16 protein-coding genes are annotated in these 14,113 nt (G+C 66.4%); 8 read left to right on the forward strand and 8 right to left on the reverse strand.

Going from position 1 to position 14,113, the window contains the following annotated elements; all coding sequences use genetic code 11:
- Positions 1-6 precede the first annotated feature (6 nt).
- From ACFSX5_RS09590 to ACFSX5_RS09600, 3 genes are read right to left on the reverse strand one after another with little or no spacing between them, the layout of a single operon-like run.
- Positions 7-996 carry an aldo/keto reductase gene (locus ACFSX5_RS09590; protein ID WP_386833111.1) on the reverse strand — a complete coding sequence of 330 codons (990 nt, stop codon included), beginning with the start codon at positions 994-996 and terminating at the stop codon, positions 7-9.
- A complete protein-coding gene (locus tag ACFSX5_RS09595) occupies positions 989-1,984 on the reverse strand; it encodes an aldo/keto reductase (RefSeq protein ID WP_386833112.1) in 996 nt (331 codons plus the stop codon). Before ACFSX5_RS09595 ends, ACFSX5_RS09590 begins: the two co-directional genes overlap by 8 nt.
- Positions 1,985-1,995: 11 nt before the next feature.
- Positions 1,996-2,148, reverse strand: coding sequence for a DUF1127 domain-containing protein (locus tag ACFSX5_RS09600; protein WP_386833113.1), 153 nt, complete (start codon positions 2,146-2,148; stop codon positions 1,996-1,998).
- 178 nt (positions 2,149-2,326) lie between these two features.
- On the opposite strand from ACFSX5_RS09600, the gene ACFSX5_RS09605 reads away from it, so the two are divergent.
- The 5 genes from ACFSX5_RS09605 (at position 2,327) to ACFSX5_RS09625 (ending at position 7,275) form a co-directional block, all read left to right on the forward strand.
- Positions 2,327-3,196 carry a LysR family transcriptional regulator gene (locus ACFSX5_RS09605; RefSeq protein WP_386833114.1) on the forward strand — a complete coding sequence of 290 codons (870 nt, stop codon included), beginning with the start codon at positions 2,327-2,329 and terminating at the stop codon, positions 3,194-3,196.
- A 108-nt stretch (positions 3,197-3,304) separates the two neighbouring features.
- Positions 3,305-4,480 (forward strand): MFS transporter, encoded by a 1,176-nt coding sequence (locus ACFSX5_RS09610; RefSeq protein ID WP_386833115.1) that lies wholly within the window; start codon positions 3,305-3,307, stop codon positions 4,478-4,480.
- Complete coding sequence (locus tag ACFSX5_RS09615) at positions 4,477-5,667, forward strand: MFS transporter (RefSeq protein WP_386833116.1); 1,191 nt, start codon at positions 4,477-4,479, stop codon at positions 5,665-5,667. The genes ACFSX5_RS09610 and ACFSX5_RS09615 overlap by 4 nt, the downstream gene beginning before the upstream one ends.
- Positions 5,660-6,121 carry an MmcB family DNA repair protein gene (locus ACFSX5_RS09620; protein WP_386833117.1) on the forward strand — a complete coding sequence of 154 codons (462 nt, stop codon included), beginning with the start codon at positions 5,660-5,662 and terminating at the stop codon, positions 6,119-6,121. Before ACFSX5_RS09615 ends, ACFSX5_RS09620 begins: the two co-directional genes overlap by 8 nt.
- A gap of 11 nt (positions 6,122-6,132) precedes the next feature.
- Positions 6,133-7,275, forward strand: a complete 1,143-nt coding sequence (locus ACFSX5_RS09625; protein ID WP_386833118.1) for an MFS transporter — start codon at positions 6,133-6,135, stop codon at positions 7,273-7,275.
- On the opposite strand, the gene ACFSX5_RS09630 is transcribed toward ACFSX5_RS09625, so the two are convergent.
- Positions 7,272-7,823, reverse strand: a complete 552-nt coding sequence (locus ACFSX5_RS09630) for an ActR/PrrA/RegA family redox response regulator transcription factor (protein ID WP_386835617.1) — start codon at positions 7,821-7,823, stop codon at positions 7,272-7,274. The two genes, ACFSX5_RS09625 and ACFSX5_RS09630, sit on opposite strands and share 4 nt — an antisense overlap.
- A 112-nt stretch (positions 7,824-7,935) precedes the next feature.
- Here ACFSX5_RS09630 and ACFSX5_RS09635 point away from each other — a divergent pair, with 112 nt between their 5' ends.
- Positions 7,936-8,676: a M48 family metallopeptidase gene (locus ACFSX5_RS09635; protein WP_386833120.1), complete on the forward strand. Its 741-nt coding sequence runs from the start codon at positions 7,936-7,938 to the stop codon at positions 8,674-8,676.
- Between the two features lie 5 nt (positions 8,677-8,681).
- Here the strand turns inward: ACFSX5_RS09635 and ACFSX5_RS09640 are convergent, their stop codons facing one another.
- On the reverse strand, positions 8,682-11,396 hold the full coding sequence (locus ACFSX5_RS09640) for a PBP1A family penicillin-binding protein (protein WP_386833121.1): 2,715 nt from the start codon (positions 11,394-11,396) through the stop codon (positions 8,682-8,684).
- 255 nt (positions 11,397-11,651) lie between these two features.
- Here ACFSX5_RS09640 and ACFSX5_RS09645 point away from each other — a divergent pair, with 255 nt between their 5' ends.
- On the forward strand, positions 11,652-12,137 hold the full coding sequence (locus tag ACFSX5_RS09645) for a hypothetical protein (RefSeq protein WP_386833122.1): 486 nt from the start codon (positions 11,652-11,654) through the stop codon (positions 12,135-12,137).
- Here the strand turns inward: ACFSX5_RS09645 and ACFSX5_RS09650 are convergent, their stop codons facing one another.
- The 3 genes from ACFSX5_RS09650 to ACFSX5_RS09660 form a co-directional block, all read right to left on the reverse strand.
- Complete coding sequence (locus tag ACFSX5_RS09650) at positions 12,138-12,431, reverse strand: type II toxin-antitoxin system HicB family antitoxin (RefSeq protein WP_386833123.1); 294 nt, start codon at positions 12,429-12,431, stop codon at positions 12,138-12,140.
- Positions 12,418-12,633 carry a type II toxin-antitoxin system HicA family toxin gene (locus tag ACFSX5_RS09655; protein WP_386833124.1) on the reverse strand — a complete coding sequence of 72 codons (216 nt, stop codon included), beginning with the start codon at positions 12,631-12,633 and terminating at the stop codon, positions 12,418-12,420. Before ACFSX5_RS09655 ends, ACFSX5_RS09650 begins: the two co-directional genes overlap by 14 nt.
- 66 nt (positions 12,634-12,699) lie before the next feature.
- On the reverse strand, positions 12,700-13,722 hold the full coding sequence (locus ACFSX5_RS09660; RefSeq protein WP_386833125.1) for an LLM class flavin-dependent oxidoreductase: 1,023 nt from the start codon (positions 13,720-13,722) through the stop codon (positions 12,700-12,702).
- Between the two features lie 130 nt (positions 13,723-13,852).
- Between ACFSX5_RS09660 and ACFSX5_RS09665 the strand changes: the two genes are divergently transcribed.
- Complete coding sequence (locus ACFSX5_RS09665; protein WP_386833126.1) at positions 13,853-14,098, forward strand: hypothetical protein; 246 nt, start codon at positions 13,853-13,855, stop codon at positions 14,096-14,098.
- Positions 14,099-14,113 lie beyond the last annotated feature (15 nt).

Here is a 14,113-nt window from a genome sequence, read left to right on the forward strand (position 1 = left end):
TTCAGTTCAGGCGGCGGTGTCGAGCCGCTGCATCTGCTCCGGGGTCAACTTCAACATCGCCCCGGCAAGGTTCTCCTCGAGCTGCGCTTCGGTGGAGGCAGCTGCCAACGGAATGATCGCCGGTGTCGAGCCCAACAGCCACGCCAGCACCACCTGGTTGGCGCTCGTGCCGGTTTCCGCCGCCACCGCATCGAGGACCTCTCGCCTGCGCTGATTGTCTTCGGTCTGGTAGGCCGGCTCCAGCCGCTCCGGCTTGGCATAAGCACCCCGCAGCATCGGGGAATAGGCGACCACCCGGAATTCAGGGTTGAAGCGGATATAATCGAGGTGCTGACCCCGCAGTCCGCCTTCCGTACCCCAGCCTCCGCGCAGCCCCATCGTGGCGTTGCGCTTGAGGTCTGAATCCGGCCGCGGGCGGAAGTAGCTGAAGTGCTGCTGCAGCGCGACATACTCGGCCCAGCCGTGCTGCCGGCTGAGCTGGCGAGCCCGCTCGATCCGCCATACGCTGGTGTTGGAGCAGCCGATGGCTCGCACCTTGCCGGATTTCACCAGCGTATCGAACGCCGCCAGTGTCTCCTCCAACGGCGTGGTGCGATCATCGATATGAGCATAGTAGAGATCAATGTAGTCGGTTCCGAGCCGGCGCAGCGAGTCCTCCACCGAGGTCACGATGGCTTCGCGCCCGAGCCCCTGGATATTTTCCAGCCCCGCGCCGACCCGGTTGGGCAGTGCCCCCACCTTGGTGGCAATCACCAGGTCGTCTCGCCGGCCGCGATCCTTAAGCCAGCGGCCGAGCAGTTCCTCGCTTATCCCGGCGCGGCCGTTCTCGGGCCAGAAGGCATAGTTGTTGGCCGTGTCGATGAAGTTGCCGCCGGCATCGACATAGCGGTCGAGCAGCCGGCGCGACATGTCCTCCGGCGTGGTGGTGCCGAACAGCATAGCGCCCAGTGACAGCGCCGAGACGGTCAGCGGCCCCAGCGTCGTGGTTTCAAGCATTCTCGGTCTCCTGGTTGAGGATAGCGTCGATCTCCCCCATCACCTGCGGCGGCAGCGGGCCATAGTCGAGGGCGCCGAGGTTCTCGCGCACCTGCGCCTCGCTCTTGAAGCCGGGAATGGGGACTGTCGCCGGAGAGCGGGCCAGCAACCAGCCCAGTGCACCCTGTGCCACGGTCCGCCCACCGGTGGTCAGCAGCTCGCGCACCGCCTCTAGCCGCTGCAGGGTTTCCGGCCGCGGCCGGCCACCGGCAAAGAAGCGCACCCAGGCGTGTCCTGCGCCGCGAACATCGGTCTCCGCCAGGCGGGAGGTCGCACCGAACTTGCCGGTCAGCATGCCCATGGCGAGGGGCGAGCGATTGAGGCTGGCGAGGTTGTGTGCCTCGCAAAGCTCCAGCACCTGCGGCCCGTCGACGAACAGGTTCAGCTCCTGCTGCACGGCGGCGAAGTGCGGGAACTTCAGCATTCGCGACGCCGCGCTCGCATTGTCGGTGCTCCAGCCCCACCACCGGATGCGTCCGGCCTCGGCAAGGTGCTCCAGCGCTTCGCCGGCGGCATCCACCGCATCATCGGCGAGCTCGCCGACATGGATCTGGTAGAGGTCGATGTGGTCGGTGCCGAGCCGGCGGAGCGATTCCGCCGAAGCCCGGTCGATATAGCTTGGGCTCACATCGACCCCCGCTACCGAGCGTGCTTTCGCGTCGTAGCAATAGCCGAACTTGGTGGCGATCAGCACCCGGCCGCGGCGGCCCTTGAGTGCCGTGCCGAGCACCTGCTCGCTGTGTCCGGTGCCGTAGACGTCGGCGGTGTCGAACAGGGTGGCGCCCAGTTCGAGCGCCGCCTCGATCGCCCGGACAGACTGGGCGTCATCGACATCCCCCCAGCCATCGGCACGGTCATCCAGGGTGAAGGGACCGCCTATGGCCCAGCAGCCGAGCCCAATGGCCTTGGTCGACAGGCCGCTGCGGCCGAGTTTGCGCAGTGTGCTCATGGTCGCTCTTCTCAAATGCAGTCGTTGTAGCCGGCGACGAACCGGCCGATGGCGTCGCGCCTCGTGCCGATGTCAGTCAGCATGCGATCGTCGAGTTGATGCAGTTTGCGGATGGCGATGCGACGCTGCCGCCAATCCAGATATTTGCGGGTCCAGGGGTGCATTGTGGTGCTCCTTTCTGCGGCAAAGACTCACCATCGGCGCTGCCGGGGCGGCGCCTTTCGTTTCTGTCGCTATGAGTTGAGGGCTGCTGCGGTGGTCGGCAGCGACAGCAGCATATTTGCTCTACACAGGCAGCGAGCGCTATAGACAGGATCGCAAGGAGCATTGCAGAACTGAAAAATGGACTTCAGTTGGGATGACCTCAGGCTCTTTCTCGACGTGGCGCGGCTCGGCGGCCTGAGTGCCGCGACCAGCACGACGGGCCTCAGCGCGGCCACCCTGGGCCGGCGCGTCACCGCGCTCGAGCGGCAGGTGGGGGAGGCGCTGTTTCACCGCAGCCAGACCGGCTATCGCCTCACCCAGGCCGGCGAAGACCTCCTCGCACGCGCCGAGGACGTCGAAGCGGCCATGCTGTCGCTCAAGCGCTGGAAGGATGGCGCCATCGGTGAGCGCGTCGTGCGGGTCTCCGCCGGCCCCTGGACCTCGGCCTTTCTGGCCCGCCACATCGGCGAGCTCTGGCGCGTCGAAGACCGCTTCGGGCTCGAACTGGTCACCGCAAACCACAAGGTCGATATCGGCCGCCGCAACGCCGATATCGGCATCCGCAACCAGCGCCCCACCGAACAATGGCTCGCTGGCCGGCTGATCGGCACGGTCGCCTATGGGCTCTACTCTGGCCGCGAACTGATCAACGGCATCAAGGCCGGGCTGTTCGTGGGCGTTGCCGGCGAGGGCAGCCAGACCCATTCGGCGCGCTGGCTGCACGCCCGCCATGCCGACCGCATCGCCGTGCGTGGCAATGATGCCATGAGCGTGCGCGAACTCGTGGCCAATGGCGCTGGGCTGTCCGTGTTCCCGTGCTTCGTCGGCGATGGCGACGAGCGGCTGGTGCGGGTGGCGCCGGTCATTGGCGAGCTCGAGACGGATCAGTGGCTGGTGACCCACCATGAGGAACGGCATACCCCCGCTGTTCGAACCGTCGCCGATCGCATCGCCGAGCTGATGCGGGCCCACGGCCCCTTGTTTCGAGGCGAGTTGGCGCGACCCTGAGACGATCAGCCTGTTGCAACCGACAGCACAACGTTGCAGAACCGATATATTCCTTTGCCGCGACTCCCCCTAGGGTTGCCGCCACTACTGCGCAAGAGTCTGCCTGACATGAAAATCGGTCTCGATCTGCCGCCGCAGATCAGGGTCTTTGCGGCCTTCTTCATCTACTCATTCTGCATGGGTAGTCTGTATCCGCGCATTCCGGCCATCCAGCAGGCGATGGGCGTGGGCGAAGGCGCACTCGGCCTCGCATTGATCGGCCCCGGCGTCGGCACCATCCTGTCGCTGACCTTTGCCGGACCGATCCTTGAGCGCATCGGCTATCGTCGCGTTCTGGTCGGCGGCATTCCGCTGCTTTCGGCACTCTACGCCCTCGCCGTCTGGGCACCCAATCCGCTGACCTTGTTCCTGCTGCTGATCCCGGTGGGCCTCACCATCGGCTGCATAGAGATCATCATCAACCTCGAGGCCGACCGCGTCGAGCACGCCATCGGCCGCCGGATCATGAGCCGGGCGCACGCCTTCTGGAGCTTCGGATTCTTCTTCGCCGGCCTTGCCGGCGCCTTCATCGCCCAATCCGGCGTCTCGCCACAAATGCATCTTCTGGCGATGGTGCCGGTGGTCGGCGCCGCTACCTGGCTGGTTCTCGGCCGCTACCGGCCGGCGCCCCATCGTGCCGGCGGCAGCACCGAAGCTGCACCCCGCTTTGCCGCGCCCACACTTGCTATCCTTATGCTGGTCAGCGTCTGTCTCTCCGCCATGGTGATGGAAGGCGCCGGCATCGACTGGTCCGCCATCTACATGCGCGACGAGTTCGACGCTGCACCCTTCTGGGCCGGCTTTGCCGTGGCGCTGGTTGCGGGTTCGCAGGCGGTCGCCCGCTTCTTCGCCGACGGCTTCGTCGAGCGCTTCAGCCCTGTCGTTGTGGCGCGCGCACTGCTGGTCATCCTCGGCGCGGGCGTTGTGCTGGTTTTTGCCGCTCCCAGCTTCGCCTTGGCCTATGTCGGTCTGGCGCTGATCGGCGTCGGCTCCAGCGCCCTGTTCCCGCTCGCTATGTCCGCCGCCGCGCAGCGCACCGACCGTCCCGCTGCGGTGAACGTTGCCGCGCTGGCGCAGATTTCGTTCGTTGCCTTCCTGGTCGGCCCGCCACTGCTCGGCTATGTCGCCGAGCATTTCGGCATCCGCTGGACCTTCGGCGTCGGCCTGCCGCTGGTGATCCTCAGCCTGCTCACCAGCCACGCGCTCAAGCCGCGTGCGGCCATGCGGGAGGTACCGGCAGAATGAAACTGGCCTCGCAGCACCGAATCTATGCCTGCTTCTTCTTCTTCGCGCTGATGACCGGGGCGCTGATGGCGCGCCTCCCTGACATCCAGACCCATCTCGGGGTCAGCGAGGGGCAACTCGGCCTCACCATGATCGGCATGTCGATCGGCTCGCTGATCTCGCTCACGCTCGGAGCGCCGATCATCGAACGGCTCGGCGCCCGCACCACCGCCTTCTTCACGGTGCTCGGGCCGGCCCTGTTGTTGGCCACGGTTCCTTGGCTGGACTCTGCAGTCGCCGTGTTCGCCGTGCTGCTGGTGACGGGCCTGCTTTCGGGCGCGCTCGAGATCAACCTCAACGTGCAGATCGACCGGCTCGAGACCCAGTACGGCAAGCGCTACATGAATACCGCCCATGGCTTCTGGAGCGTCGGCTTCTTCGTCACGGCCCTTGCCGGGGCGAGCATCCGCCAGTCCGGACTTTCCGCCGGGCTTCATCTCGGGTTGATGGCGCTGATCATCTGCGTGATCGGCGGCAGCATCATCGCCGGCATGCGCAGTGCCCCGGTGCCGCCGAACGCCCATGGCGACGGCAAGCACCGCATTGCCTTCCCGCATTGGGGCCTGTTGCCGCTCTGTCTGATCGGCTTCGCGGCGTTCCTGGTCGAGGGTGCCGGCATCGACTGGTCCGCCATCTATATGCGCGACGTCTTCGATGTTGAGCCGTTCATCGGCGGCATGGGGCTGACCCTGTTCGCCTTCTTCATGGCGGCGATGCGCCTGTCGGCCGATCCCGTAGTCAGCCGGTTCGGCGCCCGCAGTGTCGCCGTGGTGCTGCTGGGGCTTGCCAGCCTCGGCGTGGTGCTGGTCTGGCTGGCGCCGGTGGCCTGGGTGGCGCTCGCCGGATTTGCTCTGATGGGCATCGGCTGCTCCGCCGTGTATCCGCTGGCGGTGTCGGCTGCAGCGCAGCGCACCGACCGCCCGTCCGCGGTCAATGTTGCGGCCCTCGGCCAGGTCAGCTTCGTGGTGTTCTTCCTCGCGCCGCCCATGCTCGGTTTCGTCGCCGAGCATCTGGGCATCCGTAACTCGTACCTCGTTTGCCTGCCCCTGCTCCTCGCTGGCCTGTGGGCCTCTACCTTCGCCCTGCCGGCGTCCCGGACACGGGTGCCGATCGGCAGCACGCCCGAGCCCCTGCCGCCCCATGGCTGAGCTCGGGCCCATCGTCGATGGTCGCCAGTCGGCAACGGCCCTGCGGGTTCAGCGCGGCGTCATGCGCCTCCTGCGCGAGACCCACGACATGTCTTGCTATGCCGAGGTCACCCTCAAGAGCGGCCGGCGCGCCGATGTCCTCGGCGTCGGCCCCAATGGCGAGATCTGGATCGTCGAGATCAAGTCGAGCCTTGTCGACTTCCAGGTGGACCGCAAATGGCACGAGTACCGGGACTTTTCCGACAAGTTCTTCTTCGCCAAACCGCCTGAACTGGACCCGGACATCTTCCCGACCACGGAAGGGCTGATCGTCGCCGACGGCCACGATGGGGCCATGCTGCGCGACAGCCCGCTGACGCCGCTGGCGCCGGCCCGGCGCAAGGCACTGATGCTGAAGCTGGCGCGCCTCGGCGCCGACCGCCTGCATGTGCTGATGGACCCCGGACCGAAATAACGGCCCCCTTCATGCATCCCATCGCGCGCCACTGGCGCATCATCGCCCTGTTCTTCACCCATGCGCTGGCCTCCGGCGCCATTCACACCCGCATCCCCGATCTTCAACTCGCCATCGGCTTGAGCGAAGGCCAACTCGGTCTCGTGCTGATCGGCCAGCCGCTCGGCGGGTTGTCGATGTTCCTGTTCTCGAGCCGCATCATTGAGCGCTTCGGCACCCGCCGCGTGATCCTGTGGCTCCTGCCACTGGTGACGATCACCGCCGCACTGGCCACGATCCTGCTCCACCCGATCGCCCTGTTCATCATCCTTGCCCTCAACGGCATCGGCTTCTCGCTCAGCAATGTGGCGATGAACGTCGAGGCGGATCGGGTAGAGGCGGCGTCGGGTGAGCGGGTGATGAACACCTGCCACGGCGCCTGGAGCGTCGGCTTCCTCCTCACCGCTCTGGTCGGCGCGGCACTGCGCGGCCTCCACATTTCCCCGGCGGTTCACCTCTGGGCGCTCGTGCCGATGCTGATTGCGCTCGTGGTCTTCGTGGTCAGGCCCATGCCGGCCATGCCCCCGCGGCCGCATACCGGCGAAGCCGGCAGCCGGCTGGCCTGGCCGACGCTGGCCACATTGGGTCTGGTGGCCTTCGGGCTCGGCGCCGGCCTGAGCGAAGGCTCGGCTCGCGCTTGGTCCATCATCTACCTGCGCGACGAGTTCGACGCCCCGGCTTGGCTCGAGTCCCTGGCGCTACCTGCCTTGCTGGTCGCCATGGCGGTGGGACGGCTGGTGGCCGATCGCTGGATCGAGCGGTTGGGCCCGGTCCGCGTCGGCCGCGGGCTCGCCACCCTGGCCATAGGCGGGCTTTTACTGGTGGTGCTGGCACCCACCGCGATGCTGGCCCTAGCAGGCTTCCTGCTGCTCGGCCTGGGCATCTGCGTGCTCTACCCGCTGACCCTGTCAGCGGCAGCCCGGCTGGGCAATCGGCCAGCGGCGGAAAACGTCGCCGCCACCACGCTGGTGTTCCAAATCGTCAATCTCGGCGCGCCGGTGCTGATCGGGGCGGTCGCCGAAGGCTTCGGTGTCCGGCTCGCCTTCGCGACCCTGCTGCCGCTGCTGCTGCTCACCTGGGCGACGGCCGGGCGATTGCGGGCTGCGGAAGATTAGCGCGGCGCCCGCTTGGCGAGAATGCGCTGCAGCGTGCGGCGGTGCATGTTGAGACGGCGCGCCGTTTCGGAGACGTTGCGGTCGCAGAGCTCGTAGACGCGCTGGATGTGCTCCCAGCGCACGCGGTCGGCCGACATCGGGTTCTCCGGCGGCTCCGGCTTTTCTTCACCTGTGGCGAGCAGGGCGTTGATGACGTCGTCGGCGTCGGCCGGCTTGCTGAGATAGTCGATGGCGCCGAGCTTTACGGCGGTGACGGCGGTGGCGATGTTGCCATAGCCGGTCAGCACCACGGCACGGGCGTCGGGGCGCTTCTGGTGCAGCGCCGAGACCACTTCGAGGCCGTTGCCGTCCTCGAGTCTGAGGTCAACCACGGCAAAAGCTGGCGGCTTTTCGTTAACGGCAGCGAGGCCTGCAGCAACGGATCCGGCACTGCGCACATCAAAACCGCGGCGCGCCATGGCACGCTCCAGCCGCTGCAGAAAGGCCGCGTCGTCATCCACCAGCAACAGGCTCGGATCACCGGCCAGAAGGTCTTGTATCTCGCTCATGGTTTCTAGATAGGCGCTCGCTGCGATCAGGTCAAAGCCCGTCAGCGGGTCGTGATGGCCGCGCACAGCGCTGCTGCGCTATGCTGCGCCACCGATTCTCGTCCGGGTGTGCATGAACCTGTTCTTCAAGCCTCGTCCAGCCATTCCCGATGTCACCCATATCGACATCGATGGCGCGCGCGTGGCGATAACGGTGAAGGTGAGCGCGCGAGCGAGGAGCTATCGGCTGTCGCTGCCGCCTGGCAGGCCACCGCTCCTGACCCTGCCCGCGCATGGACGCTGGCGCGAAGCCGAGGCCTTTCTCGAGCGCCAGCGCCACTGGCTTGCCGCGAGGATCAAGCGCACCCCGCAAGCAGCGCCCTTTGCCGATGGTGGTACGGTGCCGCTCCGCGGCGTACCACACCGGATCGTGGCCACGGGGCAGGTGAGGGGGCGAGTGCAGGTCGGCGAGGCTGACGATGCGACAATCTTGGTGCCCGGCGCTCCCGAGCACCAGGCGCGGCGCCTGACCGACTGGCTGCGCGAACAAGCGCTCCACGATCTGCAGCGGCGGACTGCGTTCCATGCGGCGCGGCTTGGTGTTTCCGTGAAGGTGGTCCGCCTCCGCGACCAGAGGAGCCGCTGGGGCTCATGCTCTTCCACCGGCACCATCACCTACAACTGGCGGCTGATCCTGGCGCCGCCCTTCGTGCTCGACTATGTCGCCGCCCATGAGGTGGCGCATATGGTTGAGATGAACCACTCGCCTGCCTTCTGGGCCACGGTGAAGCGAACCCTGCCCGAATACGAAAAGGGCCGCGCCTGGCTCAAAGCCCATGGCGCGACCCTGATGGCGGCGGGTGGCGGCAGCTAGGCCGCTCAGCCCCCGAAGATCAGGTCCATCAGCGTCCGCTGCGAGTTTTCCTGCTGATAGACCGGCTGCTGCTGCTGGATTGGCTGCGGCGGCTGGATCGGCTGCGGCGCGAACTGGGTCGGGGCCGACATCTGCGCCGGTGCACTCGGCACCCACACCTGCTCGCCCGTCGCCGGATCGACCACCAACTGCATCGGCAAACCGGTCTCCGGATCGATCGGCACCGTCTGCGTCTGCTGCTGCAGCGGATAGCCGGTGACGGGGTCGACCTGCTGCGGCTGCGCCATCTGGTCCACCGGCCAGCCGGTCGCCGGATCCACCTGCTGCTGGATCAGTGGCAGGCCCGTTGCGGGGTCGATCTGCTGCTGCACCACGGGGAGCCCGGTGGCCGGGTCGATCTGCTGGCCCTGGGTCATCTGGTCGGCGGCCATTCCGGTGGCGGGGTCGACCATCTGGCCGCCCTGGACCGGCTGCACCGGCTGACCAAGGGTCGTCGCCGGTACGAACTGGCCGGTCGCCGCATCCATGCGCATCAACTGTCCCGTCGCCGGATCGGTCATCGTCTGCACGACCGCACCGGTGCCGGCATCGACGAACTGCACCTGCGGCATGCCGGTGGCGGGATCGATCGCCTGCTGGCCGGTCACCGGGTCGACGACCGGCTGCGCCACCAACTGACCCTCATAGGAACTGCTGGGAATTGGTGCCGGCGACTTGCCTTCATGGGCCTTGGTCATGAACTCGCTCCAGATCGCGGCGGGCACGTTGCCGCCCGACAGCGAGGTGGACTTGTTGTCGTCATTGCCGAGCCAGACGCCGGTGACCATGGCCGAGGTATAGCCGACGAATAGCGCGTCGCGGCTCTCCTGGGAGGTGCCGGTCTTGCCGCCGAAGTCCCAGCCGCCGAGATTAGCGCCGCGGCCGGTGCCGACCTCGACTGCGGTCTTCAGCATGTCGTTCATCTGCGCCAGCACGGTCGGATCGACCACCCGGCCCGGACCGGCATCCGAAGCCTCGTAAAGCACGGTGCCGTCCTTGCTGGTGATCTTGGTGATCACGTTGGGGATCACGCCCATGCCGCCATTGGCGAAGGGCGCGTAGGCACTGGTCAGTTCGAGCAGGTTCACTTCCTGCGTGCCAAGGCCAATGGATGGCACCGGCGTCAGCGGCGAGGAAATACCCATGCGGGTCGCAACCTCGATCACCTTTTCAGGGGTGACGTCGATGGCGAGGCGCCCGGCGATCGTGTTGAGAGAGTAGGCGAGGCCCTGCCGCAAGGTGACCGTGCCGGCGTACTTGCCGGTGGCATTGCGCGGGCTCCAGCCATTGTATTCGAACTGCGCGTCTTCGGCGAGGGTATCTGGCGTATAGCCCTTTTCCATCGCCGCCATGTAGACGAACGGCTTGAAGGTCGAGCCCGGCTGGCGCTTGGCGGTGACAGCGCGGTTGTACTGGCTGGCCTGGTAGTCGACGCCGCCGACCATGGCGCGCACGGTGCCGTCCACATCCATCGCCACCAGCGCACCCTGGGTAAAGCCGCGTTTGGGGCCCTCGGACGCCACCATCTCCTTGACGATGAACTCGGCGTCCTTCTGCATCTTGTAGTCGATGGTGGTTTCCACCACCACGTCGTCGGCGATCTCGCCGATATAGGCGGTCATCAGCGACTCGACCCAGTCGGCCACATAGGACTCCGAACCGGCAACGCGCGTGCGCACCGTCTGGTCGGGGTCGATCTGGGCAGCGTCGGCTTCTTCGCGGGTGATGTAGCCCTCGCGCGCCATGGCGCTCAGCGTCAGGCGCTGACGCTCCTTGGCCGCTTCTGGATTGGACTTGGGATTGTAGGCCGAGGGTGCCGGCAGAATGCCGGCCAGCATCGCTGCCTGCCCGAGCGACAGATTGCGGGCGGAAACGCCGAAATAGGTCTGCGCCGCGGCCTCGATACCGGTGGCACCGGCGCCGAAATAGACGCGGTTGATATAGAGCTCGAGGATCTCTTCCTTGGTGTAGTTCTGCTCGAGCCAGATGGCGAGAATGGCTTCCTGCACCTTGCGGCCCAGCGTCTGGTCCGGGGTGAGGAACAGGTTCTTGGCCACCTGCTGGGTGATGGTGGAGGCGCCGCGCGTGACCTCGCGCGCCTGGATCGACTCGATGGCCACCGAGACGAGGCCGATCGGGTCGACGCCGAAATGGCTCATGAAACGCCGGTCTTCCGACGCGATGATCGCCGCAGGCACGTAATAGGGCAGTTCGCGATAGGTGATCGCCTCGCCACCGGTCTGGCCGCGATTGCTGATCAGCGAGCCGTCGGATGCAAGAATGCGGATATTCGGCGGCCGGTCCGGAATGGCCCAGGTGTTGGACGAGGGCAGTTGCGCGCCGTAGTAGACGATGATGCCGATAACGGCGAGTCCACCCCACAGGCACGCGACGAACCCCCACCAGAGCAGGCCCATGAGGAAGCCGCCGGAACGCTTGCGGCGCTTGTTCCGTGCTGGTTGCGCGTGGCCGCGACGAGGCTTCTTGTCCTTGGGCGGCTTGCCGCCGCCCCTGCCGCCCGGAGGGGTGCCGCCGGTCCGCTCGTCGTCGACGAACACGCCGACCGAGTGACCCAGCGTCGGCTCCACGCGCTGCCCGGACTTGCCGCGCGCCTGTGGGCGGGCGGACTTGCGGGCCGGCTGGGCACCAACGCGATCATCGGCGGAGAGACGGAAATCCATCGAGCGAACCTGTAGTCGGGGATGGTCAACTGCTTTAGCCGTTTCGCGCCCCTGTGGGAATCGGCATCGGCATGAACTTGCCGCGAACGATGCTGCTCGACACATGTCGGGCGGCACGCGCGCGGCGTCTGCATCACCGCTTCTCCGCGCGAAATGTGGCTGGTTTATGTGGGGTTTTTGCGATGGTGCAGCAGTTGTGTCGCAGCAGACACAGCCGGGTTGCAGTCTGGTGCGGGCCACCCTAAGCACGCTGCCATGCGCTACCTCCTCGTCCTGGCCCTGCTCGCCCTTGCCACCGCCGTCGATGCCCGGGAGCCGGAGCAGGCGATCAACCGCGCCATCGACCTGTTCCAACGGGCGCGGCCACACTTGGCGGCGCACCTCCATGGCGTCGAGATCGAGCGCTATCGGGCGGCGCTGAGCCTGGGCGAGGGTGTCACCCTGGTCACCGACAGCGACCCTGCCGACCGGTGCGGACAGTTCGCTGCCTATACGCTGCTGCCAGCCGAGAATGGCGTGGTGCGGCTGGTCTTCTGCCCCCGCTTCTTCAGCGATGGCAATGATGAGCTGCGCGCCCTGACGGTGCTGCACGAAATGGTGCATGTGGTCGCCGGCCCCGACGAATGCCGCGCCATGGCCTTCGCCGCCGCCATCGAGCAACACGCCACCGGCCGCTTCACGCCGGTCGAGGCGTACTGGCGGGCGAACAGGTGTGACACTAGCGGGTTTAGCCTGCCGTGATCATTCCGCCGCTGCGTAGTAGGCGGGTGATGGCCGAATAGCCGCGACCACGGCCTCGGCAGAATGGGCAAGGAACTCGTCGTCCAGGCGCAAAGCCTCAAGGCTGCGGGGCACCGGCAGTGGACCGTCCCAATCCTCGAACGCGAAACTCAGCGCGCCCGCGGCCTCCTTGATGGCTTCGTCCAGCGTATCCGCCACAGCGATGACTCCCGGAACATCGGGAAAAGACACCCCGTATCCGCTATCGGCTTCCTTGTGGATCAAGGCGATGAAAAGGGTGTCACTTGCTGGCATCTGTTGTCCAACCCGCCTGCCGGTAGATGGACCGGGCGGTACCCAAGGGGATGTCCCTTCGCGGATGCGGAAGGATAACCACCCGTCCAGTCACTTCATGACGGTATTTATGGTGTGAGCCTCGCACTGAAACAAGCTCAAAGCCAGCAGCCTCCAGGCGGCGGATGATTTCCCTGCTATCGCTGAGGTACCGCTTCATCATCTCACCCCTCGCACATGAGTCCGAGGAAGGACGTTATCCCGGAGATAGTTGTCGCTGAAACATGCCTCACCGCCAGCCCAGGGCCGGTGCCACATGGGTGAGAATGCTCTCGATCACATGGGCGTTGTAGTCGACGCCGAGCTGGTTCGGCACCGTGAGCAGTAGCGTGTCGGCTTCGGCGATGGCTTCGTCCTGGGCCAGGTCGCGGACCAACTGGTCCGGCTCGCCGGTATAGCCGCGGCCGAATACGGCGCGCTTTTCCGGCTCGATATAGCCGAACTGATCCTCTTCCGGACCGCCGCGACCGAAATAGAGGCGGTCGGTATCGTTGACGAGCGCGAAGATCGAGCGGCTCACCGACGCCCGCGATTCACGCGTATGCCCGGCCTCCTTCCAAGCCGCGCGATAGGCGCGGATCTGTTCGGCCTGCTGAACGTGGAACGGCTTGCCGGATTCGTCGAACTTCAAAGTCGAGGACTGCAGGTGCATGCCAAGCTGGGCCGCCCAGATGGCGGTCGCATCACTGGCAGCGCCCCACCAGATGCGCTCGCGCAATCCCTCTGAATGCGGCTCGAGGCGCAGCAGGCCCGGCGGATTGGGGAACATCGGCCGCGGGTTGGGCTGGGCGAAGCCTTTCCCCTTCAGCACTTCCAGGAACACTTCGGCGTGCTGGCGGGCCATGTCGGCATCGGTCTGGCCCTCCCCCGGCTGATAGCCGAAATAGCGCCAGCCATCGATCACCTGCTCGGGCGAGCCGCGGCTGATGCCGAGCTGGAGGCGCCCGCCGGCAATGAGGTCCGCCGCTCCGGCATCCTCGGCCATGTACATCGGGTTCTCGTAGCGCATGTCGATCACGGCGGTACCGATCTCGATCCGCCTGGTCCGGGCACCGATCGCCGCCAGCAGCGGGAATGGCGACGCCAGTTGCCGGGCGAAATGGTGCACGCGGAAATAGGCGCCGTCGGCCCCGAGTTCCTCGGCCGCGACAGCCAGGTCGATCGACTGCAGCAGCGCATCGGCGGCCGAGCGGGTGCCGGATTGCGGTGAAGGCGACCAATGGCCAAAGGACAAAGAGCCGATCTTTTTCATGCCGGTTCACTCCAGGGATCTGGAGCATAGCAATAGCATCCGCGGCCGGTTCCTGTCTGCGCCGGGAGTGCTCCAGGTTGTTGCAACATTTCCCGCCCTGTGCCTGTATTGCACCGGGGAAAGTGGGGGAATGCGAGTAAAGCTGTACGTTTCCGAGGTGCAGGATCGCGCCGGCAAAGCGCAGATGCTCGTCTTGCAGGACGGGCCGAGTGCGGCGATTCCATTGCGCCTTCAGGACAGGGAATGGAGGCTGCTGGGCACCACGGCAACCAGTGACCACCGCATCCCCGCGACAGCGGCAGCGGTGGAAGCTGCCTTGCGCCGCGATGGCCACTGTGTGCTCGAGCTTGGTGTGGACGGATCCGCGCCGGACTAGCTCCGGCGCGAACCA

Origin of the sequence: Devosia albogilva (genome assembly GCF_042685625.1) — a bacterium.
GTDB lineage: Bacteria > Pseudomonadota > Alphaproteobacteria > Rhizobiales > Devosiaceae > Devosia > Devosia albogilva.

Bases quoted from the DNA above. Each gene is read 5' to 3' on its own strand.
- ACFSX5_RS09625 (WP_386833118.1), top strand. From the start codon at position 6,133: ATGCATCCCATCGCGCGCCACTGGCGCATCATCGCCCTGTTCTTCACC.
- ACFSX5_RS09600 (WP_386833113.1), bottom strand. From the start codon at position 2,148: ATGCACCCCTGGACCCGCAAATATCTGGATTGGCGGCAGCGTCGCATC.
- ACFSX5_RS09590 (WP_386833111.1), bottom strand. From the start codon at position 996: ATGCTTGAAACCACGACGCTGGGGCCGCTGACCGTCTCGGCGCTGTCA.
- ACFSX5_RS09660 (WP_386833125.1), bottom strand. From the start codon at position 13,722: ATGAAAAAGATCGGCTCTTTGTCCTTTGGCCATTGGTCGCCTTCACCG.
- ACFSX5_RS09665 (WP_386833126.1), top strand. From the start codon at position 13,853: ATGCGAGTAAAGCTGTACGTTTCCGAGGTGCAGGATCGCGCCGGCAAA.
- ACFSX5_RS09650 (WP_386833123.1), bottom strand. From the start codon at position 12,431: ATGCCAGCAAGTGACACCCTTTTCATCGCCTTGATCCACAAGGAAGCC.
- ACFSX5_RS09595 (WP_386833112.1), bottom strand. From the start codon at position 1,984: ATGAGCACACTGCGCAAACTCGGCCGCAGCGGCCTGTCGACCAAGGCC.
- ACFSX5_RS09645 (WP_386833122.1), top strand. From the start codon at position 11,652: ATGCGCTACCTCCTCGTCCTGGCCCTGCTCGCCCTTGCCACCGCCGTC.
- ACFSX5_RS09620 (WP_386833117.1), top strand. From the start codon at position 5,660: ATGGCTGAGCTCGGGCCCATCGTCGATGGTCGCCAGTCGGCAACGGCC.
- ACFSX5_RS09610 (WP_386833115.1), top strand. From the start codon at position 3,305: ATGAAAATCGGTCTCGATCTGCCGCCGCAGATCAGGGTCTTTGCGGCC.
- ACFSX5_RS09630 (WP_386835617.1), bottom strand. From the start codon at position 7,823: ATGAGCGAGATACAAGACCTTCTGGCCGGTGATCCGAGCCTGTTGCTG.
- ACFSX5_RS09605 (WP_386833114.1), top strand. From the start codon at position 2,327: ATGGACTTCAGTTGGGATGACCTCAGGCTCTTTCTCGACGTGGCGCGG.
- ACFSX5_RS09635 (WP_386833120.1), top strand. From the start codon at position 7,936: ATGAACCTGTTCTTCAAGCCTCGTCCAGCCATTCCCGATGTCACCCAT.
- ACFSX5_RS09655 (WP_386833124.1), bottom strand. From the start codon at position 12,633: ATGATGAAGCGGTACCTCAGCGATAGCAGGGAAATCATCCGCCGCCTG.
- ACFSX5_RS09640 (WP_386833121.1), bottom strand. From the start codon at position 11,396: ATGGATTTCCGTCTCTCCGCCGATGATCGCGTTGGTGCCCAGCCGGCC.
- ACFSX5_RS09615 (WP_386833116.1), top strand. From the start codon at position 4,477: ATGAAACTGGCCTCGCAGCACCGAATCTATGCCTGCTTCTTCTTCTTC.